The sequence below is a fragment of the Exiguobacterium sp. HVEsp1 genome (assembly GCF_002009685.1).
GTDB lineage: Bacteria > Bacillota > Bacilli > Exiguobacteriales > Exiguobacteriaceae > Exiguobacterium > Exiguobacterium profundum.
This window is the reverse complement of record NZ_KV917367.1, coordinates 149,360-173,497: the sequence shown is the minus strand read 5'-3', so window position 1 is coordinate 173,497 and position 24,138 is coordinate 149,360. Positions and strand designations below refer to the sequence as shown.

At 47.7% G+C, this 24,138-nt stretch carries 29 protein-coding genes and 1 pseudogene; 14 read left to right on the top strand and 16 right to left on the bottom strand.

Features of this window, described 5'->3' with window-relative positions; translation table 11 throughout:
* Positions 1 to 93 precede the first annotated feature (93 nt).
* From BV910_RS00850 to ahpF, 3 genes are all read left to right on the top strand, one after another.
* Positions 94 to 891 carry an SRA domain-containing endonuclease gene (locus BV910_RS00850; RefSeq protein ID WP_078146008.1) on the top strand — a complete coding sequence of 266 codons (798 nt, stop codon included), beginning with the start codon at positions 94 to 96 and terminating at the stop codon, positions 889 to 891.
* A gap of 334 nt (positions 892 to 1,225) precedes the next feature.
* Positions 1,226 to 1,789 carry an alkyl hydroperoxide reductase subunit C gene (ahpC, locus tag BV910_RS00845; protein ID WP_015880295.1) on the top strand — a complete coding sequence of 188 codons (564 nt, stop codon included), beginning with the start codon at positions 1,226 to 1,228 and terminating at the stop codon, positions 1,787 to 1,789.
* A gap of 11 nt (positions 1,790 to 1,800) precedes the next feature.
* Positions 1,801 to 3,324: an alkyl hydroperoxide reductase subunit F gene (gene ahpF / locus BV910_RS00840; protein ID WP_047795758.1), complete on the top strand. Its 1,524-nt coding sequence runs from the start codon at positions 1,801 to 1,803 to the stop codon at positions 3,322 to 3,324.
* 38 nt (positions 3,325 to 3,362) lie between these two features.
* On the opposite strand, the gene BV910_RS00835 is transcribed toward ahpF, so the two are convergent.
* Entirely contained in the window at positions 3,363 to 3,764 is a 402-nt protein-coding gene (locus tag BV910_RS00835) for a hypothetical protein (protein ID WP_143404739.1), read from the bottom strand.
* A gap of 128 nt (positions 3,765 to 3,892) precedes the next feature.
* Here BV910_RS00835 and BV910_RS00830 point away from each other — a divergent pair, with 128 nt between their 5' ends.
* From BV910_RS00830 to BV910_RS00815, 4 genes are all read left to right on the top strand, one after another.
* Entirely contained in the window at positions 3,893 to 4,240 is a 348-nt protein-coding gene (locus tag BV910_RS00830) for a PadR family transcriptional regulator (protein WP_078146006.1), read from the top strand.
* A complete protein-coding gene (locus tag BV910_RS00825) occupies positions 4,227 to 5,189 on the top strand; it encodes an HAAS signaling domain-containing protein (protein ID WP_078146005.1) in 963 nt (320 codons plus the stop codon). Before BV910_RS00830 ends, BV910_RS00825 begins: the two co-directional genes overlap by 14 nt.
* 78 nt (positions 5,190 to 5,267) lie before the next feature.
* On the top strand, positions 5,268 to 6,104 hold the full coding sequence (locus BV910_RS00820) for an aldo/keto reductase (protein ID WP_078146004.1): 837 nt from the start codon (positions 5,268 to 5,270) through the stop codon (positions 6,102 to 6,104).
* A 73-nt stretch (positions 6,105 to 6,177) separates the two neighbouring features.
* Complete coding sequence (locus BV910_RS00815; RefSeq protein ID WP_078146003.1) at positions 6,178 to 6,579, top strand: DUF4304 domain-containing protein; 402 nt, start codon at positions 6,178 to 6,180, stop codon at positions 6,577 to 6,579.
* A gap of 12 nt (positions 6,580 to 6,591) precedes the next feature.
* Here BV910_RS00815 and BV910_RS00810 read toward each other — a convergent pair whose 3' ends face one another.
* The 4 genes from BV910_RS00810 to BV910_RS00795 form a co-directional block, all read right to left on the bottom strand.
* Positions 6,592 to 7,404 carry a MetQ/NlpA family ABC transporter substrate-binding protein gene (locus BV910_RS00810; RefSeq protein ID WP_078146002.1) on the bottom strand — a complete coding sequence of 271 codons (813 nt, stop codon included), beginning with the start codon at positions 7,402 to 7,404 and terminating at the stop codon, positions 6,592 to 6,594.
* A 20-nt stretch (positions 7,405 to 7,424) separates the two neighbouring features.
* Complete coding sequence (locus BV910_RS00805) at positions 7,425 to 8,087, bottom strand: methionine ABC transporter permease (RefSeq protein ID WP_078146001.1); 663 nt, start codon at positions 8,085 to 8,087, stop codon at positions 7,425 to 7,427.
* Positions 8,080 to 8,826 carry a methionine ABC transporter ATP-binding protein gene (locus tag BV910_RS00800; RefSeq protein WP_078146000.1) on the bottom strand — a complete coding sequence of 249 codons (747 nt, stop codon included), beginning with the start codon at positions 8,824 to 8,826 and terminating at the stop codon, positions 8,080 to 8,082. Before BV910_RS00800 ends, BV910_RS00805 begins: the two co-directional genes overlap by 8 nt.
* 109 nt (positions 8,827 to 8,935) lie before the next feature.
* The gene (locus BV910_RS00795; protein WP_078145999.1) at positions 8,936 to 9,676 is read right to left on the bottom strand and encodes a hypothetical protein; all 741 of its coding nucleotides are present in this window, start codon (positions 9,674 to 9,676) and stop codon (positions 8,936 to 8,938) included.
* 128 nt (positions 9,677 to 9,804) lie between these two features.
* Between BV910_RS00795 and BV910_RS00790 the strand changes: the two are divergent.
* From BV910_RS00790 to BV910_RS00775, 4 genes and pseudogenes are all read left to right on the top strand, one after another.
* A pseudogene (locus BV910_RS00790) lies at positions 9,805 to 10,017 on the top strand (alcohol dehydrogenase catalytic domain-containing protein); the annotation flags it as partial.
* Positions 10,018 to 10,130: 113 nt separating this feature from the next.
* Positions 10,131 to 10,556 (top strand): MarR family winged helix-turn-helix transcriptional regulator, encoded by a 426-nt coding sequence (locus BV910_RS00785; RefSeq protein WP_078145998.1) that lies wholly within the window; start codon positions 10,131 to 10,133, stop codon positions 10,554 to 10,556.
* Positions 10,557 to 10,665: 109 nt separating this feature from the next.
* The gene (locus BV910_RS00780; protein WP_143180210.1) at positions 10,666 to 11,193 is read left to right on the top strand and encodes a CarD family transcriptional regulator; all 528 of its coding nucleotides are present in this window, start codon (positions 10,666 to 10,668) and stop codon (positions 11,191 to 11,193) included.
* Positions 11,194 to 11,303: 110 nt separating this feature from the next.
* Positions 11,304 to 12,218 carry a methyl-accepting chemotaxis protein gene (locus tag BV910_RS00775; RefSeq protein ID WP_078145997.1) on the top strand — a complete coding sequence of 305 codons (915 nt, stop codon included), beginning with the start codon at positions 11,304 to 11,306 and terminating at the stop codon, positions 12,216 to 12,218.
* Positions 12,219 to 12,289: 71 nt separating this feature from the next.
* Here BV910_RS00775 and BV910_RS00770 read toward each other — a convergent pair whose 3' ends face one another.
* Complete coding sequence (locus BV910_RS00770) at positions 12,290 to 13,789, bottom strand: malate:quinone oxidoreductase (protein ID WP_078147880.1); 1,500 nt, start codon at positions 13,787 to 13,789, stop codon at positions 12,290 to 12,292.
* A 125-nt stretch (positions 13,790 to 13,914) separates the two neighbouring features.
* Between BV910_RS00770 and BV910_RS00765 the strand changes: the two genes are divergently transcribed.
* Both BV910_RS00765 and BV910_RS00760 read left to right on the top strand, forming a co-directional pair.
* A complete protein-coding gene (locus tag BV910_RS00765; protein WP_240499770.1) occupies positions 13,915 to 14,442 on the top strand; it encodes a DUF2691 family protein in 528 nt (175 codons plus the stop codon).
* Positions 14,443 to 14,470: 28 nt separating this feature from the next.
* Positions 14,471 to 15,013, top strand: coding sequence for a histidine phosphatase family protein (locus tag BV910_RS00760; RefSeq protein WP_078145996.1), 543 nt, complete (start codon positions 14,471 to 14,473; stop codon positions 15,011 to 15,013).
* Positions 15,014 to 15,039: 26 nt separating this feature from the next.
* Here the strand turns inward: BV910_RS00760 and BV910_RS00755 are convergent, their stop codons facing one another.
* The 4 genes from BV910_RS00755 to BV910_RS00740 all read right to left on the bottom strand — a co-directional run bounded on the left by BV910_RS00755 (position 15,040) and on the right by BV910_RS00740 (position 17,926).
* Entirely contained in the window at positions 15,040 to 15,903 is an 864-nt protein-coding gene (locus tag BV910_RS00755) for a DegV family protein (RefSeq protein WP_078145995.1), read from the bottom strand.
* Between the two features lie 115 nt (positions 15,904 to 16,018).
* Entirely contained in the window at positions 16,019 to 16,501 is a 483-nt protein-coding gene (locus BV910_RS00750) for a methylated-DNA--[protein]-cysteine S-methyltransferase (RefSeq protein ID WP_078145994.1), read from the bottom strand.
* Positions 16,488 to 17,381 (bottom strand): DNA-3-methyladenine glycosylase family protein, encoded by an 894-nt coding sequence (locus BV910_RS00745; RefSeq protein ID WP_078145993.1) that lies wholly within the window; start codon positions 17,379 to 17,381, stop codon positions 16,488 to 16,490. The genes BV910_RS00750 and BV910_RS00745 overlap by 14 nt, the downstream gene beginning before the upstream one ends.
* The gene (locus BV910_RS00740; RefSeq protein ID WP_078145992.1) at positions 17,378 to 17,926 is read right to left on the bottom strand and encodes a bifunctional transcriptional activator/DNA repair enzyme AdaA; all 549 of its coding nucleotides are present in this window, start codon (positions 17,924 to 17,926) and stop codon (positions 17,378 to 17,380) included. Before BV910_RS00740 ends, BV910_RS00745 begins: the two co-directional genes overlap by 4 nt.
* A gap of 173 nt (positions 17,927 to 18,099) precedes the next feature.
* On the opposite strand from BV910_RS00740, the gene mprF reads away from it, so the two are divergent.
* On the top strand, positions 18,100 to 20,592 hold the full coding sequence (gene mprF, locus BV910_RS00735; RefSeq protein ID WP_078145991.1) for a bifunctional lysylphosphatidylglycerol flippase/synthetase MprF: 2,493 nt from the start codon (positions 18,100 to 18,102) through the stop codon (positions 20,590 to 20,592).
* 41 nt (positions 20,593 to 20,633) lie between these two features.
* Here mprF and BV910_RS00730 read toward each other — a convergent pair whose 3' ends face one another.
* The 6 genes from BV910_RS00730 to BV910_RS00705 all read right to left on the bottom strand — a co-directional run bounded on the left by BV910_RS00730 (position 20,634) and on the right by BV910_RS00705 (position 24,099).
* Positions 20,634 to 21,203 (bottom strand): DUF1349 domain-containing protein, encoded by a 570-nt coding sequence (locus BV910_RS00730; protein ID WP_078145990.1) that lies wholly within the window; start codon positions 21,201 to 21,203, stop codon positions 20,634 to 20,636.
* Positions 21,178 to 21,720 carry an NUDIX hydrolase gene (locus BV910_RS00725; protein WP_078145989.1) on the bottom strand — a complete coding sequence of 181 codons (543 nt, stop codon included), beginning with the start codon at positions 21,718 to 21,720 and terminating at the stop codon, positions 21,178 to 21,180. The genes BV910_RS00730 and BV910_RS00725 overlap by 26 nt, the downstream gene beginning before the upstream one ends.
* Before the next feature lie 13 nt (positions 21,721 to 21,733).
* Complete coding sequence (locus BV910_RS00720) at positions 21,734 to 22,228, bottom strand: LURP-one-related/scramblase family protein (RefSeq protein ID WP_078145988.1); 495 nt, start codon at positions 22,226 to 22,228, stop codon at positions 21,734 to 21,736.
* A 62-nt stretch (positions 22,229 to 22,290) separates the two neighbouring features.
* On the bottom strand, positions 22,291 to 22,956 hold the full coding sequence (locus tag BV910_RS00715) for an HAD hydrolase-like protein (protein WP_078145987.1): 666 nt from the start codon (positions 22,954 to 22,956) through the stop codon (positions 22,291 to 22,293).
* A 102-nt stretch (positions 22,957 to 23,058) separates the two neighbouring features.
* Positions 23,059 to 23,709 carry a FusB/FusC family EF-G-binding protein gene (locus BV910_RS00710; RefSeq protein ID WP_078145986.1) on the bottom strand — a complete coding sequence of 217 codons (651 nt, stop codon included), beginning with the start codon at positions 23,707 to 23,709 and terminating at the stop codon, positions 23,059 to 23,061.
* Positions 23,710 to 23,832: 123 nt separating this feature from the next.
* Positions 23,833 to 24,099 (bottom strand): CD3324 family protein, encoded by a 267-nt coding sequence (locus tag BV910_RS00705; protein WP_078145985.1) that lies wholly within the window; start codon positions 24,097 to 24,099, stop codon positions 23,833 to 23,835.
* Between the last annotated feature and the right edge of the window lie 39 nt (positions 24,100 to 24,138).

Sequence of the window (24,138 nt, the reverse complement as noted above, 5' to 3'; positions counted from 1 at the left end):
GTGAAGGCAGAGGGAGTCCTCTGTCTTTTTCGTTTTTAATAAAAAAGCATGCTACACTCTATTTAAAAGAAAAACCTGGAAATGAGGTGCTTTATGCTGTTCGAAAAAAACAAAGTGTATAGACGTTCCTTCATCCATGATCAATATGGCGGAAGCCGTCAACGAGGAATCAGTACACCTAACAAACATAAACTTATTTTTATTTTTGATAGTGGAATGGATCAAGAATTTGGATATAAGAATGGCTGGAGCGAAGAAGATGGTTTGTTCTACTATAGTGGCGAAGGACAAGAAGGAAATCAAACCTTCTCCTTCGGTAACAAGGCGCTTCTCCATCACATCGAAAATGGTGAGGATGTTTATCTATTTGAATCTCTCGGAAAAGGAAATTATCGTTTCGTAGACCAACTTGTTTTGATTGGCTATGATATTCAATTTGGAATCGACAAACATCAAAATCAGCGAGAAGTCATCGTTTTTGCTTTCGAACCTCTCCACGTCGTACAGGAAGAATCTCACGAATATGCAACAACTATGAGGGACAAATCAATTGTGGAACTCGAACGAATTGCCAATCGTGACCCTAAGCGTGCGACTGGATTAAGCATGTCGATTCGAAAGCGCCAAGTGAGGGAGCAGACAGCGGCTTTATATTATTATGTGCTTGCGAGAGCAAATAATCACTGCGAAGCATGCGGTCAAGCCGCACCATTTGATACTGAAGAAGGGCCTTATTTAGAACTTTACTCATTATATAAAGAATCCGATGAGGGATTGGCTCTCCCTGAACAAGTAATAGCTACTTGCCCTAACTGTCATGCTCGACTTCGGAAAAGTAAAGACCGTGCTTTGTATCGAGAAAAAATCATACAGCAAATTCTTCAACCTTAATCGCTACTTGTGATTAAGGTTGTTTTATTGATGTAATTGATAATCCTCCAATTTCCGACGAGAAAATGTATAACCCTTTCCAAAATATTATCAACTATACTCATGATTTTTATTTTTCAAAATAAGAAAATAGCGAGAAAAATACCGATCGTTATGTAATCGTTTTCTTTGCTTTTATTAAGCCAAATACAGACAATCTTTTGATACACCTTATATTTTCAAAGCATGCAAACGCCTTGACAATTTCAGCTCGTTATATGAAGTTAGTATTACATTATAATTATTCTAGTCGAGATAGAAACGCTAGAGTAAAAAAACAAGGAGGACATAACCCATGTCATTAATCGGCAAAGAAGTACTACCATTCAAAGCACAAGCATTCCAAACAGGTGAATTCCTCGAAGTTACAGAGAACGACCTCAAAGGCAAATGGAGCGTTGTCTGCTTCTACCCAGCTGACTTCACATTCGTCTGCCCAACTGAACTTGAAGACCTTCAAAACGAGTACGCTACACTTAAAAACCTCGGTGTAGAAGTATACTCTGTCTCAACAGACACACACTTCACACATAAAGCTTGGCACGAAACATCTGAGAAAATCGGAAAAATCGAGTACATCATGATCGGTGACCCATCACACGTCATCTCACGCAACTTCGATGTCTTAAACGAAGAAGACGGCCTCGCAGACCGTGGTACGTTCATCATCGACCCAGATGGTGTCATCCAAACTGTCGAGATCAACGCTGGCGGCATCGGCCGTGACGCGAGCACGCTCGTCAACAAAGTCAAAGCAGCACAATACGTACGCAACAATCCAGGCGAAGTCTGCCCAGCGAAATGGGAAGAGGGTTCTGAAACACTCCGCCCAAGCCTTGACCTCGTCGGTAAATTGTAAGGAGCGATTGCATGTTAGAAGCAGCGATTAAACAACAGCTCGACCAATATCTCCAGCTCATGGAGGGCGATGTCGTCCTCCGTGTAAGCGCTGGGGAAGACAAAGTCTCAAACGAGATGCTCGAGCTCGTCAACGAACTCGCCAGCATGTCATCACGCATCTCGGTCGAACGCGCGACACTCGAGCGTACACCGAGCTTCAGCGTGAATCGTCCATCCGAAGAGACAGGAATCGTCTTCGCGGGGATTCCACTCGGACATGAGTTCACATCACTTGTCCTCGCCCTCCTCCAAGTGAGCGGGCGCGCGCCGAAAGTCGATGCGGATACAATCAAACAAATTCAAAATATCGAAGGCACATATCACTTCGAGTCGTACATCAGTCTCAGCTGCCACAACTGTCCTGACGTCGTGCAAGCGCTAAACGTCATGAGCGTCCTCAATCCGAACATCACGCACACGATGATCGATGGAGCCGCGTTCAAGGATGAAGTGGAAGCAAAAGAGATCATGGCTGTCCCGACGGTCTTCTTAAACGGAGAATCGTTCGGTAACGGTCGGATGTCACTCGAAGAAATCTTGGCGAAACTCGGTACAGGTCCTGACGCTTCTGCATTTTCGGACAAAGACCCGTATGACGTCCTCGTCGTAGGTGGCGGTCCAGCGGGTGCGAGCGCAGCCGTATACGCGGCTCGTAAAGGAATCCGTACCGGAATCATCGCAGAGCGCTTCGGCGGCCAAGTGATGGACACAATGGGGATCGAGAACTTCATCGGTACCGCTTATACAGAAGGTCCAAAGCTTGTTGCAAGCCTTGAAGAGCACGTCAAAGAGTACGGCATCGACGTCATGAACCTTCAACGCGCGAAACGTCTTGAAAAAAAGGACCTCGTCGAGATCGAACTCGAGAACGGCGCTGTCTTGAAGAGTAAGAGTGTCATCCTCTCGACGGGTGCACGTTGGCGTAACGTCAACGTCCCAGGTGAGGCGGAGTTCAAAAACAAAGGGGTCGCTTACTGCCCACACTGTGACGGCCCTCTCTTCGAAGGCAAGCGCGTCGCGGTCATCGGTGGCGGTAACTCCGGTATCGAAGCCGCTATCGACCTCGCAGGGATTGTCAAGCACGTAACGGTCCTCGAGTTCGCTCCTGAACTCAAGGCTGACCAAGTGCTACAAGATCGTCTTCACAGTCTCCCAAACGTGACTGTCATCACGAACGCTCAGACGACAGAAATCACGGGTACGGACAAAGTGAACGGCATCTCGTATGTGTCTCGTGAGACGAACGAGTCACATCATGTCGAACTTGAAGGCGTCTTCGTCCAAATCGGTCTCGTCCCGAACACGGACTGGCTCGACTCGGTCGAACGCAACAACTTCGGGGAAATCGTCGTCGACCGTCATGGCGCGACGAACGTCCCAGGTGTATTCGCGGCAGGAGACTGCACGAACAGTGCCTACAAACAAATCATCATCTCGATGGGTTCTGGTGCGACAGCCGCACTCGGCGCCTTCGACTACATGATTCGCAACTAACACAAAGACTCGCCCTCTATCATGAGAGCGAGTCTTTTTTACAGTTCAAACGTCTTCCCCGAGTCCGGGATGAATAAAATCGAGTCTCCACTCTCCGTCTCAAACCGATAGCCTACTCGAGGGGAGAATGGATTCCATTCTCCTCCGGTCGTCGGAACGCTTTCCACGTACGCCACGTCATTGTATGTTTTGCTCAACACCTCTTCTGCCTCAGCTAACGAGTAGCTCGGAATCGAGAGCAAAATCGCCGCCCCTACACTTATCACTCCGACCGACGCCGCCCAAAGAGTCGATGTCGGCTTTCGAAACTGTGCCAAGACTAGCAGCATGATGATCCAGCCAATCGGTACCCCAAACGTCGCCGCATTCCCATACCACTGCGCATTGATCGTCAATAAACTGGCGATCACCACACCGCCAACCATCCACCACCACTTCATCAACATCACCTCCCCTTTATCATCCCAAAACCAGGAAATAACTCAATATATTTTATTCATATTGATGTATGATAACTTATAGTGTATGATATACAGTATAAAGATAAACGAATGAAGGAGGCGAAAAAATGTCCGATATAAAAGCCTCGTTGGTGACAGAGTTGCGGCGCGGCACGTTGACGATTGCGGTGCTCAGCCAGTTGAAAACACCTCAATACGGCTATTCTCTCGTTCAAGCGCTACTTGATGCCGACATCAACATTGACCAGAGTACGCTCTACCCGCTCTTACGTCGACTTGAAAAACAAGGACTCGTCACGAGTTCCTGGGACACGACGGAGAGTCGACCTCGTAAATACTATGTGCTCAGCACAGACGGAATGGATATTTTGAATGAGTTGTACGTGGAATGGATGAACATGTCGAAAACATTGATCCGTCTAATTGAAGGAGGAAACGATCATGAATCTTCGTGATGTGTATATCGATGAAGTCACCTCTCGAATCCCAGAGTCGATGCGGCAAGACGTCGCACTCGAATTGGAATCGACCATTGATGACATGACTGGAAATGACTCGTCTGAAGCGGCTTTATTTGAAGCATTGCGCCAACTCGGCGACCCTCATATCCTCGCTGCTCGCTACGCGAACCGACCACTTTACCTCATCGGTCCTGCTCTCTTCACACAGTACGTGAACATCATCAAAATCGTCTTACCGGTTGCCGTCACGGTTGTCACCATTCTCTCCATCATCGGTTATTTGACCAATCCCATCGACGACACGTCTTGGAGTCAATTCTTGATTCAAGCATTCCTTCAAACTGGGGCGGCCATCTTCAATGTCGTCGTTCAGACGCTATTCTGGATCACCCTCACGTTCTTCATCATCGAGCGTGCCGTACCTGAGGGCGAAGTCCCTTTCTCTAGTTGGAAACCTGAACAACTCAAGAAAGTAAAACCACGTTCGACCTCGATTTATTTTGGTTCGATTTTGTTTGACTTTATCGCCACCGTTCTGATGGTCGTATTGTATGTCAACGCCGAGCAGTTGATTCGTGTTGTCACAGATAGTGAATCCTATCCGCTACTCAATGCGTCGGTCTTGGATCAATTCTTCCCGTTTGTCATCGCCCTGGCCGCCTTTGGGATCGCCATCGCCATTTACAAATGGATGGTTCGACATTGGACAAAGCCGCTCGCCTTATGGAACGCGCTCTTCAATATCGTATGGATTGTCGTCACAGCGCTCATTATGCTGCAACCCGATCTAATTTCGACCGAAGCGCTCCCGTTGATTGCTGAGCAAATCAACGCCGACCTTGAAACAATCAGTCGTTGGGGCGTCTGGAGTGTCTTACTCACCATCATCATCGTGTGTATTCTCGATTTAGCAGAAGGTTTGATCAAAGCGTTTCGACGTTGACCTCACATTCAAACGTTTCATTTCCAAGGAAAGTGGAATAGCGGAGAAGAGAACGGATTTTGAATGGGGAGGCATTTGATGGGTATTCCAACAATCAAGCTACATGACGGTTATGAGATTCCGGCCATCGGACTCGGGACGGTTTATTTGAAAGGTGAAGCAGGGGTCGACGCCATCACATGCGCCATCCGGAACGGATATCGACTCATCGATTCGGCGATTCGCTACGATAATGAAGGCACGGTTGGTGAAGCGGTTCGCCAATCCGGCATCCCGCGTGAACAACTTTTCTTAACATCGAAACTGCGCGCGCAATATTATGACTACGATCAGGCGCTCGAGATGATTCGAGAGTCCCTATATCGAGCGAACCTCGACTATTGGGATTTGTTCCTCTTGCATTGGCCAAACCCGAAACAAGACAAGTACGTCGAGGCATGGCGTGCCTTGATTCAGGCGAAGAAAAACGGATGGATCCGCTCTATCGGGGTCTCGAACTTCATGCCGGAGCACCTTGACCGCTTGATTGAAGAGACGGGAGAAACACCGGTCATCAACCAAATCGAGCTACATCCGTACTTCTCGCAAGTCGAGCAGCGGAAAGCCGATAAAGAACGCGGCATCATCACAGAAGCGTGGAGCCCGCTCAGTCGCGCCCGTACGGTCATCCATGACGAAAAGATCACCGAGCTCGCCAAACAAAAAGGAAAGAGCGTGTCTCAAGTCATCTTGCGTTGGCACGTGCAACTTGGGGTCATCCCGCTCGCCCGCTCGTCTAGCGAGTTGCACCAAAAAGAGAACCTCGATATCTTCAACTTCGAATTGACCGATGAAGAGATGGAGACGCTCAATGCGTTGACGAAGCCGGATGGTCGCATCGATGACCAAGATCCTCGTGAATACGAAGAGTATTAATTAAATCGGGTTGAGCATGCGCTCAATCCGATTTTTGTATATATTCTAACTAAACTACTTAAAGGAGATTCTCATGCTATCCCAACAACGAAAAGACATGATTGCCTTCTTGAAACGGGAAGTCGTTCCTTATTTGCGGTCACATCAATTCCAAGGATCGTTTCCTCACTTTCGGCGCATGCAATCTGACCGAATTGATTTAGTCACCTTTCAATTCAATCGGCATGGTGGCTCGTTCATCGTCGAATTGGCTCAAGCTCCGCCCACTGACTTTCAAACATATTGGGGAGAACAAATTAGCCCACAAAAAATGACCGCCCATGATATCGACGTCGACGCACGACGAAGGCTGGGCAGTCATTCTTCAGATGAAGACGGTATTTGGTTCTTTTACGAGTCAGCTCAATCTGACCAAGACTATCTACGCGTGGTGCAACAAGTCATTGCTTCGTTTGAACAAGATATCTTACGTTGACTACGGAATTAATTAAAACGCCGGAATGGCCGTCTCATCATAGTTTTCTTGCAGGAATGCACGGACTTCGTCACTTGTGAGCGCTTCGCCGAGTTTTTGGATCGCTTCGTCATCCTGGTTGTCTTCACGTGCGACAAGGGTGATGGCGAAATCGTTCTCGACACCTTCTGTTAAGAGTGCGTCACTCTTCGGTGTCAAACCGAGTGGTGCCGCGTAAGCCGGTGTCATCAAGACCGCATCGACGTCATCGTACGCGCGCGCGAGCATCAATAAATCGACTTCTTCAAATTTGAAGTTTTTCGGGTTCGATGTGATATCAGCCTGCGTATAGTACGTGCCTTCTTTCTCTCCGAGCTCGATCACATCATGTTGTGCGAGCAGGGAGAGCGAACGGTCGATGTTCGATACGTCGTTGGCGATGGCGATTGTCGCGCCTTCCGGAATGTCTTCCATCTTGTCATAGTTTTTTGCGTATACACCATAATTTGCGAAATAAATCGGTTCGATGGGAACGAGATTCGCATCGTTGCTACGGTTGAACTCTTCCATATACGGAACGTGTTGGAAGAAGTTCGCATCGACTTCTTTCGCTGCAAGTGCCGAGTTCGGTTGGACGTTGTCTCCGAGAACAACGATTTCGAGTTCGATGTCGTCTTCAGCGAGCTGTTCTTTCGCGATTTCAAGCATATCTGTCATCGGTGGAATGAGTGATGCGACTTTCAATGTCTGTGGTTCATTTGCCTGTTCCGTTTGTGTTTCTGTATCGTTCCCACATGCTGCGAGGACAAGTGTGAGTGAGGCCAGAAGTGCCATCAATTTTTTCATATTCATTTCCTACTTTCTGTTTAACGTTTGTCGATGATTCGCGCCACGGTCGTGCCCGTGAATTGAATCAACTGGACGAAGACGAGCATGATGAGAATCATATAGAGCATGAGTTCTGTCTGAAACTGTTGATATCCATAACGGATGGCAAAGTCACCGATGCCACCGCCCCCGACGACCCCCATAATCGTCGAGTACGAGATAAAGCTGATGATGGATGTGGTCAAGCCAAGGACGAGACCAGATCGGGCTTCCACATAAAGAAACTTAAAGATGATGTCTTTCACCGACGCTCCCATCGAAAGCGCCGCTTCTACAACACCGCGCGGAACATCGATCAACGACTGTTCGACGAGGCGCGCATAATGCGCAATGGCAATGATGGAGAGCGGCACCGTCGCCGCCGCCGTTCCGATGGCCGTCCCGATGATGAGTCGTGTAAATGGAATCAAAAACACGACGAGTAACAAGAACGGGAAAGACCGGACGATGTTCACGACCAGGTTAAGGACGGAGAAGACGATTTGATTCTCTAACAATTGTCCTTTACGCGAAAGGTAAAGCCACGTGCCTAGTGGCAATCCGACTAGAATAGCGGCAAGAATCGATACCCCGACCATCATGAACGTCTCGGCAATAGACTGCCAAATCTCTGATTTATAGCGGACCAAGATGTCAGGCATTCGCTTCACCTTCCTCTCGTAACTGTCCGACGAACCAATTTGGATTCTGATCGATGGCGATCACCCCTGTCGGCTCCCTCTCAATCGTCTCATGAACGGTACCGTCTGCCATGACGGTGACGCGATGACAGATTTGACGGATGACATCCATCTCATGCGTGACGAGCACAACGGTGACACCGAGTTGTTCATTGACCGACTGGAGGACACGCAGCACTTCTGCCGTCGTATTCGGGTCGAGAGAAGAGGTCGGTTCATCGCAGAGGAGTACACTCGGTTCGCTCGCGAGTGCCCGAGCGATGGCGACACGTTGCTTTTGTCCCCCACTCAACTGGGAAGGATATTTATCGCGATACGCTTCGAGTCCAACGAACCGAAGACACTCCATCACGCGCGTCTCCCATGATGATTTCGGTCGTTTGGCAAGCTTTAGTGAATCGAGGACGTTATCAAAGACGGTTTTATTCGCAACAAGATTAAATTGTTGAAAAATCATACCGATTCGATGTCGCTTCTTGCGTAGTTCCCGGTTAGAGAGTTCGGTCAACTGGTCGCCATCGATCGTGACGCTCCCAGCATCCGGTTTCTCCAACAAATTCATCAATCGAAGAAGCGTCGACTTCCCGGCACCGCTCGCGCCGATGATGCCGTAAATCTCCCCTTTTCGAATATGAAGCGATACATCGCGGACGGCTATCTCTTGTCCATACCGTTTATGGACGGACGACAATGTGATCATGGCAGACATCCTTTCTACATCTCGTGAGTGAGTCAACCGTGTATCATTTTAGCGAAATAAAGAGTCGATGTCAGTTCATGTGCTCACATGAAAAGAACCGCAGTGCGGTTCAGAGTGGATGTCGTTTGAAATGTTCAGCAATGTGTTGTTTCATGGCGTCTCGATTTTCAGCGAAGATGCGATGGCGATGCCCATTACCACCAGATGGATGCGGAAAACCGCTCAAAACGCGTTCCTGATCCAAAATACCTCGCTCAACCAATAATTCCACGGCTCGCCTCACGTTCACGCCCATCGGTAAGATGAGCGCATTTTGAAGATGGGCCATCTCTTCTGCAAAGACTCCTTCTACGTATGGTCGAAACAGCTCCGTTCGAATCATATCCGGGCTCGATCCGTTATAGTTCTTGCCTTTATAGAAGACAGGATAAGGAAGAACCGCTGTATTTTGAACGAGATGGTTCGCTGATCCAAATAAATCGAGGGAGGATTCGATCCCTAGATGATGATGTAACTCCAAATCGTCTAGCATCGTCACTAAGTTCTTTCGAATCGGACCGGAAAAACTGCCACGCTGTTTGACGGCTCGAAGCGCCTCTTCGTCTGTCGCATCCTTCATGTCACGAATCGCCTCAAACGACTGACGCATCTGATACAAGCCTGGCGTGATTCCCGCGATGACGACTTTCGCATCCGGATTGATGTATTCGAACGGTGCGTAATAGATCTCAAGTTGTTTCTTTTCATCACGGTCTAACAAAAAGTCTTCATTTTTCAACGTCTCTTCTTCTAAATTTGATAGCTGCAAAATCTTTGATTTATATGCGTGAAATAACGCTGTTCGTGTCATATAAATAACACTCCTTTCGTCTACTTTCTCTATCTCTATTCCCCTAAATCTTTGTGTGAGAAAAGTTCATCTTTCAGACAAATGCTATTCAAAAATAAAACACTTTTATTCCGTTCTTTCCATTATAAACAGGCGAAGCGCTCGTCGATGTCGAGTATTGTGGCGTGTGTCACACAGACCTTCACGTCGCCGCGGGTGACTTCGGTGATGTCCAAGGACGTGTGCTCGGTCATGAAGGGATTGGGATCATATCTCAAATCGCAGACGATGTTACGAGTTTGAAAGTTGGAGATCGCGTCAGTATCGCTATGGTCATCGACTTCAAAAATAAACACTGCTAATCAAAACGGGGCCATGTGCCCCGTTTTGTTCTAGATTGACGTTGACGGGGTATAGTTGCTTTTGTATAGTTAGGAACGTCTAAAAGCCGGAAATGAAAGAGGAGTGACTTGATTTGACTCCATCAACGTCAACCCGTCTACTTGATTTATTGTCAGAGCGCAATGATCAAGTTCGACGTATGAGTGAACAATCTTGGAATGAACAAAGTGATATCCAACTCTCGAACTCGGAATGGTATATTCTCGCGACACTTTATCAGTCGAAAAGAACGATTGCCGAGGTTACGCGCAGTGTCCATATTTCTCGACAAGCGATTCATAAACTGATCAAGAACCTCGAAAGTAAAGCGCTCGTTCTTGTGACAGACCATCCACAAAATCGAAAAGACAAATGTATCGAGTTGACCTCGCTCGGTCACACTTGTTATGAGCAAAACGAGACGCTCAAAGCACAACTTGAGCAACGGATCCAAGAAAGCATCGGCCAAGAGGCGTTTGAACAACTGAAAACCATTCTACGCGTGGATTGGAAACTATGACCGTGTCAGCTTGATGGTGACACGGTTTTTCATATGCATACATGACCCAAAACGTCAACCGAGTTGACATTTCATCTTCTGAATGACTATGCTTATAGGTAAGGAAGAGGTGATCGACTTGTTTAAAACTGGAGACTTAATCATCTACTCGACCCATGGCGTATGTCGCATCGACGACATTTCGGACAAAACGGTCGCAGGAGAGACGAAATCGTACTATACGCTTCACCCCATCAACAACTCACAAAAGTTGCAAATCAGCATTCCTGTCGATAATGACAACGTGATGATGTTGACGTTACTGGAAGCAGACGAGGCATCAGAGATTTTAGAGTCGTTCCGCTCGCCTGGCGTGGAATGGAATCCACATTCCAACAATCGCAATCGTGAATTTTTGAATGTCGTGCATTCAGGAAACCGTCACGAGATTGCCCAAGTGGTCAATACATTGAGCCGTCGACAAATCGAGGCACTTCAAGCGAACAAAAAACTATACGAGCAAGATCGTAAAATTTTAGAGAATGCCAAAACGATTTTGGTGAAAGAACTCTCCCTTGCTCTCGAGCGTTCAGAGAGCGACATCGAGCGCACGATTGGCGAGTACTTACATGAAAGCATGGCGACACTCACACCTTGACCCTTCCATTTGGAAGTGGTCTTTTTATTTTGCTACAATCATATACTTATTTTGACAGTTATCGGGTATCCTAATACAAACAAATCAACCGATATAGGGAGGATGTTAGGATGCAACTGCACTCTAGTACGACCCATGTCACCGACACGCACGTCGTTCGGGCAATCGAAAACAATCTGGCCATCATTCGCTTTGATGAAAATCGCCGTGTCGCCTACGTCAATGAGATTTTTGCCAAAACGATGGGGTACGAAGTCAAGGAACTGATGGGACGCCCCCATCGTGATCTTTGCTTGCCCGAGTTCGCGAACAGTCCCCAATACGACCTGTTTTGGCGTAAGCTCATGCAAGGGTTGAGTTATCACGACAAGATTGAACGACGTGCCGCCGACGGTCATAGTGTCTGGCTAGAGGCGACCTACATGCCGATCTTCGATGATGCCCACCAGAACGTCATCGGCGTCTCAAAGATTGCAGCCGATATCACGTCACGGCAACAAGACGTACTCCACATGGCGAATAATCTTCAAGAGACGTCTGAATACTTATCTGCCCAGTCCCAAATCGGGAAACAAGACGGAGAACACGTACTCGAAAACGTCAAACTGATTGAACAAGAGTCGACTCAAAACCTAGAGCATTTACATGCTCTCCAACAAGAGGCGAAGACGATCACGGATATTGTCCGAACGATTCGTGAAATCGCTGCCCAAACCAACCTTCTCGCACTCAATGCCGCAATCGAGGCGGCACGCGCAGGTGAACATGGACGCGGCTTCAATGTCGTCGCGACAGAGGTGCGCAATCTCTCAAACAAAGTCTCGCTCTCTATCACCGAAGTAAATAACAACATCGAGGGCATCGTCAAACGCATCGATGACGTGTCGACAAGCATCGGACGCATCTCCCATAAAGTCAAAGATAGCTCGGGACAACTCGAGCATACGGTCCGAGAGTTCGAAAAATTAGCAGATTCAGCCGCTACACTCGAACAGCAGGCAAAGACGTTTCTCAAAATGGTATGAGCGGCCCGATAGGAGGTCGCTTTTTTCTATACAAAAGACGAGCATACGATTGTATGCTCGTCTTGAATCAATTAATTGTGGACCATGTCCTTTTCCTCTAAACCGAGCGTGACCGCCGTCGATTCGTGAATCGTCTTGAATAAATCCGGGTGTTCCGACAGCTTCAATCCATACGACGGTACCATTTCTTTGATTTTCGCTTCCCACTCCGGTAAGTGTTGCGGGAAGCACTGCTCGAGCACTTTCAACATGACGTGCACGGCCGTCGATGCGCCTGGAGAAGCACCGAGAAGCGCCGCGACCGACCCATCTTCGGCACTGACGACTTCTGTTCCGAATTGAAGCGTTCCTTTTCCTTGCGGTGTATCTTTGATGACCTGAACACGTTGCCCTGCCACGACGATCTCCCAATCTTCATTCTTGGCATTCGGGATGAATTCACGGAGTTCATCCATCCGTTTGTCGTGAGATAAGAGTACCTGCTCGATCAAGTATTTCGTAAGTGGCATCTCTTTCGCCCCTGCGGCAAGCATCGTGATGACGTTGTTCGGCTTGACCGAACGAATCAAATCCAAGTTCGATCCTGTTTTTAAGAATTTCGGTGTGAAGCCGGCGAACGGTCCAAACAGCAACTCTTTGCGTCCATCGATAAAACGAGTGTCGAGATGCGGGACCGACATCGGTGGTGCCCCGACCTTCGCTTTACCATACACTTTGGCGTGATGTTGCTCGATGACCTCGCGATTTTTACAAACGAGGAAGAGACCGCTGACTGGGAATCCTCCGATTTGTTTCGATTCCGGAATCCCTGTCTTTTGTAAGAGCGGCAAACTGCCACCACCGCCTCCGATAAAGAGAAACGGTGCCGTATGCGTCTCAATCGTATTCCGAGACATGTCTTTCACTTTCACTTCCCAATGACCGTTCTCGAGGCGCTTCACGTCCTCGACGCTATGACCGTAGTTGAGCTCGACCCCGTTCGATGTGAGATGGTCAAACAACATACGTGTCAATGCGCCAAAATTCACGTCTGTTCCTGAGTCGATTTTCGTCGCGGCAATCGGTTCATCCGATGTCCGTCCGTCCATGATGAGCGGGATCCATTCCTGTAATTCATTCGGATCGTCCGATAAGACCATGCCTTCAAACAGCGGATTCGCTGTGAGCGCTTCCAAACGGCGTTTCAAGAAATCGACGTTCTTCTCCCCTTGGACCATGCTCATATGTGGGATCGAACGAATGAAGGCTCCTGGATTCTCAATCAGTCCCTGCTTGACGAGATGCGCCCAAAACTGACGCGAGATTTGGAACTGCTCGTTGACGTTGACCGCTTTGGAGATGTCAATCGTCCCGTCTGCGTTCTCTGTTGTATAGTTTAATTCGCAAAGTGCGGCATGTCCCGTACCTGCGTTATTCCACTCGTTTGAACTTTCTTCCCCTGCTGCATCGAGCTTTTCGAACACTTTGATGTTCCACTCCGGTACGAGCTCTTTAAAGAGTGAACCGAGCGTTGCGCTCATAATCCCTGCCCCAATCAAAATGACGTCTGTTCTCGTTTGCGTACTGCTCATGAAAACCCCATCCTTATCCCCTGAATTTTTTGTCATATGATTGAAGAATCCCCATTCCTCAATCATATATTTTATAATCGTTATACCGATTATAACTCTTTTGTGATGAATGATAAGGGTTATGTATGATTTTTCGTGTTGAAACTTTTTATGAAAATGGGATGACCCCATCAAATGAAGGAGGTGTTCTTTTGAGGCGTGGTTTACGTTTTACAATTCCCAATCAATATGGGCAATTTCTAAAAGCAATCTTAAGTCCAATCCCTCTTGATTCATACCAATGGAACGTGGTTGATGAGGAATCATATATTGTGAAAGATGGGCAACTGGATCGCCTGTTGTTTCCGGAATCGACCGTAATCGATGGTCATCAATTCGCTGAACTGCTCACACAACATGAACACTATTTGATTTTTGTTGATATAAAAGCGTTTCACTCTAATATGTCCTCGGAAATCGTAACGTATGAAGACTTTTTACATAGTACGTGTGAATTCGCTCTATTGGTAATCGACAGTCAAGACGTCACAATCTACTGTAAAGACCCACAGATGCTCAATTCCCTCTACGAAAATGCTTTTTTGCATGAATTCGAGGAGATTGCATACATCACAAGTCATAATGACTCGATGACGCGCTTATCCTGCTGGTAACCATACATTTTTGAAAAGGAGAATCCATATGCCCACACTCTATTTGATTCGCCACTGCTCATCCGCGGGCCAAGAACCTGACGCACCGCTCACAGAAGACGGTCACGCCCAGTCTTTATGGCTTCGCGATTTCTTTTCTGAACTCACAATCGACCGGATCATCTCAAGCGATTATACCCGTGCAGTCGCTTCGGTCACGCCACTCGCCGATGCTCATCACCTCTCGATTGAACGTGAACCGTTACTGAGAGAACGCATCCTATCTCACGAACCGCTCGAAGACTGGCTGACCCCATTACGTCAGTCGTTCAGCGACCCGACGTTCAAGTTGCCTGGTGCCGAATCGGCTGAGGAGGCGACGCAGCGCATCCTACAAGTCGTCGAGCACGCCAAAGCTCTGCATGCTTCGACCCTATTAGTGACACACGGCAATCTGCTCGCACTCTTATTGCAACATCTCGACCCGCAATATGACTTTGAGACATGGCGTAAGATGCGTAACCCAGATGTCTATCGTCTCGATTATCACGACAGCACACCGGTCATCGAGCATATTTGGCCAAACAAATAAGCCGTCTCGCGATGAGACGGCTTTTGTCACTTCTCTACGAAAAACATCGAGATGGCACCAAGCCCGACATGTGTCCCGACCGAGACACCCATCTGCATGAGGTAAATCTCGCCGGCAAAATCGGTTTCGGTTTCGAGCTTCACTTTTAAGTTCTCCGCAATCCGTTGGTCCGATGTGTACCCGATGATCACGAAATTCGTGATGTCCGGGTTGACGCGTTTCACGAACTCGTCCGTATAATGCTTCAGCACTTTACGGGTGCCTCGTTCCTTGGCAACAATGGCACCTTTCCCGTTTTTCATACTCATGATGGGCTTTACCATGAGTAGTTTCCCGATGATAGCACTCGCGTTTGAGATTCGTCCGCTCTTGATCAAGTGGTCGAGGTCATCTACGGATAAGAAGTGCTTCACTTTCGTCTTGTACGTCTCATTGAAGTCAACGAGCTCTTCGAACGTCGAACCGGCTTCACGCATCTGTGCGCTCTTCAGCAACAGCCAGCCGCTACCGTGACTCATCGAACGAGAGTCGACGACATGGATTTTGACAGGTGAGTCAGGATGCGCTTCTTCAAAGTACTCTTTTCCGATTACAGCTGACTGATACGAGCCGCTCGTGCCGCTCGACATACAGATGCATAAAATCTCTTCGTGACCCGAAGCGACCGCATCTTCCATCAATTTCAAGAACGTCGCCGGGCTCGGCATCGCCGTCGTCGGGAATTCCGGGAGCGCTTCCAACATTCCATAAAAATCATCCGGCTGGATATCCACCCGGTCCTGGTAAGACATATTGTTCATCGTAATGATCAACGGCGCGACCCCGATGTTGTACTGTTCAAGCACTGCATCTGATAAGTCACACGTCGAATCTGCTAATAATTTAATCATGCATTCCTCCAAAACTTTCTCCATGAGTGACGGGAATCGTCCTATAACTTCGTCGATTCCGACGTCACGATAGGACCTCTTCTAGTGTAGCAGATTTGGAGGGTTAAATGTTTTTTTACTGGGGTTGATGTGCAACTTGTTTTTCATGCTGCAAGAGCCATTCTTTTCGCCAAAGTCCACCGGCATAGCCCGTCAATTTCCCATTTGATCCGATGACGCGATGACAAGGCACGACGATGCTCAGCTTGTTGCGTCCGTTCGTCGCTCCGACTGCGCGGACAGCAGCAGGTCGCTTCACACGTTCGGCAAGTTCACGGTAAGAAGCCGTTTCTGCATATGGGATGGTTTGTAACGCATCCCACACGTCATGCTGAAACGTTGTCCCGATTTGCTCAGTCGGGAACGTGAACGTCATACGCTCGCCACGAAAGTAGGCGTTTAGTTCATCCCGGCACTGTCGCAATACATTTGGTACATCTTGCTCCATACTTCGTTTGCTTTCCCGTTCGACGAATAAGATCGATTGAATGGCCTGCTCTGTCCCGATGATTTCCAGGATGCCAATCGGTGTCTCCACGTCTAATCTATACGTTTCCATATAATGACCTCCACAGATAAAATGTCGCGTATCCTTCCCAACCTTGCCACGATTCACCGTAACGTTTCACCTCTTCAATCGTGGGCTTCTTCGATGTCCCTAACTGATGCTGAATCGCTTGATGTAATCCGACATCCGCAATCGGAAAGGCTGATGTGTCCTGAAAACACTTCATCAACACATAGTCTGCCGTCCATTCTCCGACACCCCGGATTGCCAGTAACCGTTGACGGATATCAGCTGAAGAGAGTGATTGTAAAGCCGTTTTCAACAGGTCTCCATTTGTTATTTCCCGTGCAATATCAATGACATACTCCGCTTTCCTGCGACTGAACTGAAGCTCACGTAACTCTTCCGGTTCGAGCAAGGCGATCCGCTCCGCCCGCGGGAACATCCAGTACGTGCTTTCTTCGACGACTCGTTGGTCTCCATAGCGTTCAACGAAGCGCCGTTTAATCGTATAAGCAAACGACAAGGTGATTTGTTGCCCGATGATGGCCCAAACGAGTGCTTCGAACAAATCTGGAAAGCCAATCATCCGTAATCCGCGATGTGCTTCAATCAAAGGAGCCAGCAATTCATCCTCTTCACCTATCGCTTCAAACGGCGCTAAATCACGATCAAGGTCTAACCAGTCTCGTACCTCACGTGCGACACGTTCTTTTTCTGTCTCTGATACTTCATCGAAAGGGAACCGTACATGAATGTGATTCCCCTCTTCTCGAAGCTCGATCAGGATGAGCCGTTCCCCGATTCGCATCAACTTTCGAACCGTGTCAGGTGTGGTCACATGGAGCACTTCTTGTTCTGACCGACTTAAAAAGACGAGACACTCTTGAAAATCAAACGGCTGCTGAACAGCAAGTAGCATCTCTGTCATAGGTCCTCTCCTTTTCGATACATGTTCGGTGTACAGCCTTTTACTTGTCGGAACACACGGTAAAAGTTCGATGGTGTTTGAAACCCGACCTCATAGCAGACCGTCAGATTACTCATGTGGGTCGTTCGCAATAAATAAGCCGCCTTGTCGATTCGAATCCGTTCAAGTAGTTGCCTCGGAGTCTCTCCTGTCGCCTGGGTGAATGTCCGCTCCAAATGAAAAGGACTCAGTTGGGCGTGTTCGGCAATCTGTTCAAGGCGAATGGGTTGTTTATAATGGTTCACGAGATACGCCGTCACTTGTTGAACGAGCGCACGGTGTGGGGCGTGTTCGACTTCTGGCTGACATCGCTTGCACGGTCGAAATCCATTTGTCTCCGCTTCTTCTCTCGTTACGTAAAAATCAACGTTCTCTTTCTTCGGTTTGCGGGATCGGCACGATGGTCGACAATAGATTCCTGTCGTTTTTACGGCTGTATAGAACAATCCGTCATAAGTTGCATCGCAGGCGAGCACTTTCGCCCACTTTTCGTCAAACGTCAACATCTCCACACCCCTTTCTTCTCTCACTGTAGCAAATCTAAAATCAACATTTCGTCCTCTTTCTTGCGCTTACAATCCCCTCTTTTTGAAACGTTTTACAGATTTCAATCGTATCCTATAGTACGATTTAGACAGAAGCTGCTGTCAGTCCTATGGCAGATAAGGAGAAGATCGCAATGCGTACTCGTTTTTCATGGAAACAATTAAAATGGCTCATTCCTATAGCGTTAATCGGTTTGATTTTGATTCAGAGCGGACAAGAGTTGAAAGACCTCTCGCTCGCGACCGCCTTCACGACACTGAAACAACTGACCGGTTGGGAACAGTTCACACTCATCCTACTCGGTGGATTCGCTGTCTTGACGATGACGGGCTATGACTATTTCCTGCTACGCTCTTTACATATCGAGCTACCGAAACGAAAAATCGTTCAAACAGCGTGGATCACGAACTCGATGAACGGGATGCTCGGCTTCGGCGGCGTGATTGGGATCGCCCTTCGTACCTCCCTCTACCGTCCCTATACAGATACGAAACGCTTGCTCCGTGCCATCGGTTGGATGACCCCGACACTCATCAGTGGTCTGTCTATTCTTTCCATCGGTGTGCTCCTCGGAATCTTTCCAGCTGGTGGGCTCGTCGGTACGAAACCGTGGATTTGGCCGGTGTTACTCGCCGTGAGTGCGATGCTCCCGTTTTATTTATTCGTCACATCACGCCGATCAAATGTCGGATGGTCTACTCTGCTCGGGTATACGATGACTTCACTCGCAGAATGGGTCACCGCTGGAATCGTCGCCATTTATGCTTTGACGTTACTAGACGGTTCGGCCTCGTTCGTGCAACTCTTCGGAGTATTCATCGTCGCGACGGTCGTCGGTGTCGTCTCCCTCGTCCCTGGAGGTGCCGGAACGTTTGACTTACTGTATCTCGTCGGGATGACTCAACTTGGGATTCATCAAGACATCGTCCTGTCTTCACTAATCATCTATCGCTTCGTTTATTTTGTCGTCCCTTTTTTAATTGGACTCTTTCTCGCAGCCCTCGCATTCGGAGACCAGGTCGTCAAACAAATCGAGTATCGGCCAATCATCGGGTCTTCTTATGAGATCGGGACCGTCGTCTGGCGCGTCGTTTCGCGGACGCTTGCGAGGATTGGACGCCTGACTGGAAGTCTCATCGCACTCATGAGCAGTCTGTTGATTTGGTTCCAGACGCTTCTCCCGAGCGTGACGCCGCTCTATGAAGTGAATCGCTGGTTTGAATGGATTGGGACCCTTTTCTTATTGAGTGCCGGACTTCTCATGTTTTTATCCGTCTATGGCATGTATGTTCGGACAAAACGAACGCTCTGGTTACTCAACACTGCCTTCATCTTGGCGACCATCGGAGTCATCGCTCGTGGTTTAAACCTGTTTGAGACCTTCGTCGTCATCGGGTTTGCGATGTTCGTCTGGTTGACACGTAAACGACACGTTCGATACCGTTCGATTTTAACGACAGGACGTCTCATCCGAAGCTTGATTTACGTCCTGCTCTATGTCGGCACCCACGCCCTCTTATTGCAGTCATTCGCTGGTACAGACGACTTGTTCTTCACATCGCATCAAGCCGGCTGGTTGACGACGTTCGTCTTATTGTTAACTTCAATCGTAGCAAGTGTACTTCTGCTCTTGTTCGATCGTTGGAAACGTCCGGCGCTTGGAGAAGCCTATGATGAACATCGCATCCGACAGTTCCAAGCAACACAGCCCACATCGAGCAGTTTTGACTTGGCCCATATGGCAGATAAGCGTTTTTACATGAATGAGGCCGGAGATGCGTGTCTGTTGTTTGCGACGTCTCGGAACCATGCCATCGTCCTTGGTGATATCCAAGGCGAGAAGCAGGCTGCGACTTCTCTTTTGACGCGATTCATTGAAGATGCGGATCGAATCGGGTATATTCCTTTATTTTATCAAATTACACCGAATTGGATGCCTCGCCTTCATGATGCCGGATTCACGTTCTTCAAATTAGGGGAAGAGGCGACGATTGACGTCTCGGCCTTCTCCTTATCCGGGAAGAAGCGTGCAAATATGCGCTCTCTCTACAATCAGTTTGAGAAGAAGGAAATCACGTTCGACATCGTCTGTGAACCGAGCCTCTTGCTGTTACAAGAGTTAAAAGACATTTCAGACGAATGGATCGGGAATCGAAATGAGAAAGGCTTCTCTCTCGGATTCTTCGACTATGAAACGTTGACACGTTATCCGATTGCCTTGTTGCGAGATGCGGACGGTGTCGTCGTGGCTTTCATTTCGCTACTCCGGGGAGAAGGGGCCATCTCCATCGATTTGATGCGTTCGAAAAATGATGCGCCGACCGGATCGATTGAAGTGTTAATCCTTCACATCATCGAATGGGCTCGCGCAGAAGGCTATGATCATGTCGGACTCGGCGTGGCACCACTTGCCGCCGTCGGAGAGCAGACGTTCTCCCATTGGCCGGAGCGCGTCGCCGCCGACATTTTTGAAAATATCAGTTACATCTATCCGTTTAGTGGCTTGCGACAGTTCAAGCAGAAATTCAAACCGTCTTGGGAAGGACGCTATCTTGCGTTCCGCCAGCGTCGTAAATTGTTGCCATCAATTTTACGGACAGCACGATTGATCAGTCGAAAACGCTAAAAAAAGGAATTTCTCACGATGAGAAATTCCTTTTTTTAGACTCACGTCGATGCTTCCCGTAGTTCCCAATTCGAAAATGTCACGTCAAAACCTGTCGCATTCACATCCGGGCTACAGGCATATGGACCGATACGTAATGTCGATACGTCATGAAGATGGGCGATGCGAAGCTGTTCACGCATATCTTCACCATATTCAAAGAAAATCTCCACATCTCCATCTGTATACACGATTTCAAACGTCAACGGATTGCGAACCATGTCATTTGAAAAATCACGTGTCGACCAATCCGAATAGCCAAACGAGGTGACGACTGCGCCAAGATGGGACGGTCCGTCCGGAATGTACTCGACAGACGTCTTGATCCAATGGTCATCATTCACATATAGGACGATTCCGGCCTGATCATATGTATGGCTCGGTTCCATTTGGATTGTCGCCCGACATGTAAATCGTTTGGCTTTGACGTCTGTTAGTCGTGCATGCGCCGTCATGCGGTTGAATCCGTAATGTGTATTTCGCCAAAAGTCCGTATCTGGCAAAGTGCGGAAAGTGAGCGGTTCAAATCCATTCACGCTTTTTGGTTCATTTATCCACTTGTACGTATGCATGATGATCAATCCCTCCCCATTGTCCTCGCATGGCAAACAGTAACGGTATCATCGGTGTGTGATACGGTATGAATTCATGCTGTTGAATCATCTGCAGAATCGTCGCCTCATCCGCCCACTTCACGGCTTTCACTTCAGATTCTTGAAGTGTCAGCTCGTTCAAATCCACTTCCATTTCGACCAAATAGATATCGTCAAATCCTTCGTCAAAATTGACTGTCAGATGCGGTCGTGTCTGAGATAGATCAAGCTTGAGCCCAATCTCCTCTTCGAGTTCCCGCATCGCGGCTTGCTGGCTTGTATCTCCTACCGTGGCACTTCCACCGACTGTAATATCCCACATGTTTGCCCAACCATCCTTGAACGGTTGGCGCTGTTGAATCAACATCTCGCCCTTCTCGTTAAAGATACATACGTGGATGACAAGATGGTATTCCCCTTTCGGCAATCGACTTCCGCGTTGCCACGTGCGACCGGTCTTTTCTCGGTCGACCGTATAGACGTCCCAAAATTCCATTCGATACTCCCCTTTATGTTGCTGCGCTAGATGCCGCTGCTTGATCTGCTTTCGCGCAATCGATGGCTACGACGATGGAGATGAGCAAATGCTCCATCTCCGGTTCTTCGACACGAATCTCGTAACTATCGCCCCACGAGAACCACTTCTTTTGCACACTTCCAATCGATTGTCCGTTCTTCGTCACATTAAAGTCCATGTCCCACCAATCGCCTTGGACATCGATCCCGGCCGCATCGATGGAATATTTCGGTTTGAAAAATGAAAACTCTTTCGAGATGGTCATCATATCTGTGCCGTCCACTTCCACAAAAAATTTCGGCAAAAAACTGAACGTCTTTTTCGTAATCGTTGTGACCGTCTGACCGTTCATGTCTTTAATTTCAAACGACTTCGGAAACTTCATAAAGCTACCTTCGATGAAATATTGATCATGTCCGTCCGCATCTTTGATAGTGAAGCGCCCGCGTAGACTGAACACTTTTTGTTTCATGTAGAGCGTGTGCATGATAATCCCTCCGATTTTGTTGTAGTCCTTTACTTACGAGACCAATCTCGAAATCGATTCACTTATAGCGAAACCGTCTCCTTTAGAACGATGTCGAGTACTTCCGATAAATGATTCACGATATAATCCGCTTCTTTCAATTCTGTTTCTTGCGCAAAATCAAAACGACAGCCGATTGAAATGAGTCCGTTCGCTCGTGCAGCCGAGATATCCGATAATCGGTCTCCGACTACGAAGCCGTCCTGAATCTCATACTTCTTCACGATTCCAGCCACTAAATCGGCCTTATCCAACGTGTCGATTTGTTGAATGCTATAAGTTTCTGTGATCCAACGATCCAATTCATAGTGCGTGACGATGGCTTGTAAATAGTCCACCAAACCATTGCTTGCGACGAAGATGGAATGCCCCATTTGATGCAATTGTTCAAACAGTTCGAGTACCCCTGCATATAATGCTCCATTCCCGATTTCAATGTTTTTGATGAGTCGTGTTAAGAAATAGGCATCGACCTCTTCTCTAGTTTGTTCATCGTATTGTGGGAGCAATGTGTTCCAAACAACAGGCAATGGTACGCCCATGATCTTTCGGTATTCGTCAATCGGTGTCGGCCCATCCCATTCTCCATTTTTTCGTAGGTGTTCAAACGTTTCATCCAACGCCAACTCTAAAATCAAATCTGTCCGAAACAATGTTCCGTCCATATCAAAAATCACTGCGTGTTTCATCCGCTTCCTCCTTTTTAAATTAGAACTTCTTGGATTCTATCTAAAGAGATATCGGAAAGGTTGTACAGTATTTTATAAAAAATAAAAAGCCTGACTCTCTCGTCAGGCCCGTAACGCTGTATGAACAAAAGTATGCAATGCCTCTTGGCTCGTGATGTGTTCGTTGCACGTCTTACTGTCGACACATATATATGTGCCGATGGCTTTGTAATAGTCCGGATTTTTCGCTTGTTTCGCTTTGGTGATCGTAACGCAGTACGTCACATCCGTGAACTGATTACAAAAGGCACATATATTTTTCTTCGTATTCGTACTCGGTTTACATGCAATGCCAATCAATTGATCTTCGTATTGGCAAATTATCAACTTTTGATTGGAACGTCCATCGTTCCAACCTAGATACGTGAGTCGTCCAAAATCAACATCGGATAACTCCGGTAAACGAAGCTTCTTTTGTTTCGGGAACAAACTCTTCAGTTGCTCGGCAGAAATAACGGGAAATGGTTGAACCCATTCTCGTAATCGTTGCATATATTCGTCGAACGCTTCGTTCGTCTGTAGCGTTGTGAACTGTAACAGCTTTAGTTGTTCAGTCGTTGCCTCAGGGAATGCATACATCACTTTCGATTGTGCCAAGTCGATGACTGCTCGCAAGACAGAAGGCGGCAGGCTTTGCATTCGACTCTCTTTGACGAGCATCACTTGTTCTTTGATGAGATTATATTGTTCGTTTTGAATAAATGGATCTGACATTTTGTCGCCCCCTTCCTTAATTCTCAGTTTACAGGAAACAATGCTTCCTTACTGTGTACACTTTGATTAAGAAATATAGTCGACCTAAAAAGGCACGACTAGCGAACTAGTCGTATACCTCCTTCATGTCGAGCGGTATACAATCTTTCGAATCGTGTGCGTCGCCAAATGATAGGACATGGCCAGATTTTCGATTCGCTCTCCGTTCCGAAACGCTGCGCGTATGGCTTCGTTTCGTTCCTCAAGTAATTGTTTTCCACCGTTGACCGTCCCCCATTTCCGTTTCGTGTCAGTCGGGGTCGGCACATATAACGTTTCACCTTGTACGTATTGTTGCACCTCTTGCAACAATCGTTCTGGCAGGATATGTTGCGCATTGACGTACTTCATCATACCTCGCTCCTTATTGAATGAATCAAATCCGATAAG

Coding starts and splice junctions, on each gene's coding strand:
- BV910_RS00850 (WP_078146008.1), top strand. CDS start 94: ATGCTGTTCGAAAAAAACAAAGTGTATAGACGTTCCTTCATCCATGAT.
- ahpC (WP_015880295.1), top strand. CDS start 1,226: ATGTCATTAATCGGCAAAGAAGTACTACCATTCAAAGCACAAGCATTC.
- ahpF (WP_047795758.1), top strand. CDS start 1,801: ATGTTAGAAGCAGCGATTAAACAACAGCTCGACCAATATCTCCAGCTC.
- BV910_RS00835 (WP_143404739.1), bottom strand. CDS start 3,764: ATGAAGTGGTGGTGGATGGTTGGCGGTGTGGTGATCGCCAGTTTATTG.
- BV910_RS00830 (WP_078146006.1), top strand. CDS start 3,893: ATGTCCGATATAAAAGCCTCGTTGGTGACAGAGTTGCGGCGCGGCACG.
- BV910_RS00825 (WP_078146005.1), top strand. CDS start 4,227: ATGAATCTTCGTGATGTGTATATCGATGAAGTCACCTCTCGAATCCCA.
- BV910_RS00820 (WP_078146004.1), top strand. CDS start 5,268: ATGGGTATTCCAACAATCAAGCTACATGACGGTTATGAGATTCCGGCC.
- BV910_RS00815 (WP_078146003.1), top strand. CDS start 6,178: ATGCTATCCCAACAACGAAAAGACATGATTGCCTTCTTGAAACGGGAA.
- BV910_RS00810 (WP_078146002.1), bottom strand. CDS start 7,404: ATGAAAAAATTGATGGCACTTCTGGCCTCACTCACACTTGTCCTCGCA.
- BV910_RS00805 (WP_078146001.1), bottom strand. CDS start 8,087: ATGCCTGACATCTTGGTCCGCTATAAATCAGAGATTTGGCAGTCTATT.
- BV910_RS00800 (WP_078146000.1), bottom strand. CDS start 8,826: ATGATCACATTGTCGTCCGTCCATAAACGGTATGGACAAGAGATAGCC.
- BV910_RS00795 (WP_078145999.1), bottom strand. CDS start 9,676: ATGACACGAACAGCGTTATTTCACGCATATAAATCAAAGATTTTGCAG.
- BV910_RS00775 (WP_078145997.1), top strand. CDS start 11,304: ATGCAACTGCACTCTAGTACGACCCATGTCACCGACACGCACGTCGTT.
- BV910_RS00770 (WP_078147880.1), bottom strand. CDS start 13,789: ATGAGCAGTACGCAAACGAGAACAGACGTCATTTTGATTGGGGCAGGG.
- BV910_RS00765 (WP_240499770.1), top strand. CDS start 13,915: ATGATTTTTCGTGTTGAAACTTTTTATGAAAATGGGATGACCCCATCA.
- BV910_RS00760 (WP_078145996.1), top strand. CDS start 14,471: ATGCCCACACTCTATTTGATTCGCCACTGCTCATCCGCGGGCCAAGAA.
- BV910_RS00755 (WP_078145995.1), bottom strand. CDS start 15,903: ATGATTAAATTATTAGCAGATTCGACGTGTGACTTATCAGATGCAGTG.
- BV910_RS00750 (WP_078145994.1), bottom strand. CDS start 16,501: ATGGAAACGTATAGATTAGACGTGGAGACACCGATTGGCATCCTGGAA.
- BV910_RS00745 (WP_078145993.1), bottom strand. CDS start 17,381: ATGACAGAGATGCTACTTGCTGTTCAGCAGCCGTTTGATTTTCAAGAG.
- BV910_RS00740 (WP_078145992.1), bottom strand. CDS start 17,926: ATGTTGACGTTTGACGAAAAGTGGGCGAAAGTGCTCGCCTGCGATGCA.
- mprF (WP_078145991.1), top strand. CDS start 18,100: ATGCGTACTCGTTTTTCATGGAAACAATTAAAATGGCTCATTCCTATA.
- BV910_RS00730 (WP_078145990.1), bottom strand. CDS start 21,203: ATGCATACGTACAAGTGGATAAATGAACCAAAAAGCGTGAATGGATTT.
- BV910_RS00725 (WP_078145989.1), bottom strand. CDS start 21,720: ATGGAATTTTGGGACGTCTATACGGTCGACCGAGAAAAGACCGGTCGC.
- BV910_RS00720 (WP_078145988.1), bottom strand. CDS start 22,228: ATGCACACGCTCTACATGAAACAAAAAGTGTTCAGTCTACGCGGGCGC.
- BV910_RS00715 (WP_078145987.1), bottom strand. CDS start 22,956: ATGAAACACGCAGTGATTTTTGATATGGACGGAACATTGTTTCGGACA.
- BV910_RS00710 (WP_078145986.1), bottom strand. CDS start 23,709: ATGTCAGATCCATTTATTCAAAACGAACAATATAATCTCATCAAAGAA.
- BV910_RS00705 (WP_078145985.1), bottom strand. CDS start 24,099: ATGAAGTACGTCAATGCGCAACATATCCTGCCAGAACGATTGTTGCAA.